This window comes from uncultured Limnohabitans sp. (genome assembly GCF_937889215.1).
Lineage (GTDB): Bacteria > Pseudomonadota > Gammaproteobacteria > Burkholderiales > Burkholderiaceae_C > Limnohabitans_A.
The window spans coordinates 1-1,352 of the sequence record NZ_CALBEX010000048.1 but is presented as its reverse complement, the minus strand read 5'-3'; the positions used below and the strand labels follow the sequence as shown (position 1 = coordinate 1,352).

3 protein-coding genes are annotated in these 1,352 nt (G+C 62.8%); all 3 read right to left on the bottom strand.

What is annotated here, in order from left to right:
- Nucleotides 1-682, bottom strand: a 682-nt coding sequence (locus Q0341_RS01190) for a cytochrome b/b6 domain-containing protein (protein WP_299509995.1), incomplete at its 3' end; no start/stop codon positions are given.
- Nucleotides 683-718: 36 nt separating this feature from the next.
- Entirely contained in the window at nt 719-1,234 is a 516-nt protein-coding gene (locus Q0341_RS01185; protein ID WP_299509994.1) for a diheme cytochrome c, read from the bottom strand.
- A gap of 33 nt (nt 1,235-1,267) precedes the next feature.
- Nucleotides 1,268-1,352: DUF1924 domain-containing protein (locus Q0341_RS01180; protein ID WP_299509996.1), on the bottom strand; the 85-nt coding region annotated here is incomplete at its 5' end.

The following is a 1,352-nucleotide window of genomic DNA, read 5'->3' as shown; positions in this document are numbered from 1 at the left end:
CCAACCAGCGGCGCTCGCTTTTCACCAAATCGGGGCCGGGGCCAGGAATGCGGCTGGTCAGCATGGGCAGGGCCTGGTTCTTGCGGCGCGTGAAGCTTAACCAAGCCAACAAGGCCAAGTGGGCCAACACACCGACCAAATAGGCGTCACCGAAAAACTCGTGCAGTGCTTCAAAGGCCTCGCCGCCCAGCACATCGCCCCAGTCATGGAAGCTCGCGTAACCCGTCAGCGTCAAAGGGATCACCATGGCCAGCAAGGCGACCAAGGCCAGCGCCATGAGCAAATTTTCGCCTTGTCGCCAAGGCGCTGACATGACAGAACCGCCCGACTTGAAGGCATCGGCCATGGCTTTGAGCCAAGCGCGGGTGCCGCTGACTTTGCGCCACAACACCGACAAACGGGCGGGCCGAGGCCCCACCAAGCCATACACCAGCCGCCAGACCAGCAAGCCCGCAAAGGTGTAACCCAGCACCACATGCACCAAGCGCCAGTGCTCACTGTCGGCGCTGATGTAGGCCCCCACAAAGCTCAGGGCAAACAGCCAATGGAACATGCGCATGGGCGCATCGGTGACCAAGCGTCCGGGCCGCCGGGTCAATGGCAAAGCGGGTGCAGCGAATGGGGTGGCGGCTGGGCCAGCGGGCGCGGCGGGACCCGCTTGGGAAGAAGTCAAAGTGGTCATGGTGTGCTCAACATGTTGGTGTTTTGGTGTCGCGTTTCAGTCGTTCCACGACCGGCTTTGGCGGGCGCTCAGGCCTACGGGACGTTTCAGGTGGTCGTCGTCAAACACCCCTTGCTCGGTGCCGGTGTGGCAAGCGGCGCAGTTGGCGGCCGACTTGACGCTGGGCAGTTGCCAGACGGCGGGTTCAATCTTGCGGTGCTTGCGCTCGAACCAAGCCGACTTCGTCAAGCGGTCTTGCGGCGGCGCTTCGGCCACGCGTTTGTAAGTGCCCGCATGGGTTTGCAGCCACTGGCCGATTTCGGCCACGGTTTTTGCATCGAGCGAGGCATCGCTGCCGTAGTGCTGGTCCAGCCCGCTCATGATGCGTTGCCACGATTTGGCCGGCAGCATGCCGGGCGGGTAAGCGGTATGGCAGGCCGCGCATTCGGCGGTGTAGGCCGGCAAAATTCTGGCGGGCATGCGCGAGCCGTCGGCATGCGCGCTGGGCAGGCTCAGGCAAAACCAGGCCAGCAAGCTGGCCCATGCGAGGTGGGGGCGGAGGTGTGTGTTCATGGTCATTCTTTCATCGTGCGCGTGATGGGGGTTTCAAGGTTTGAGCTTGATCAGGTAAGCCAGCACATCGGCTTTTTCCTGTGCGCTGCATTCGCGGCTGAGCACGTCTTTGCAGTTG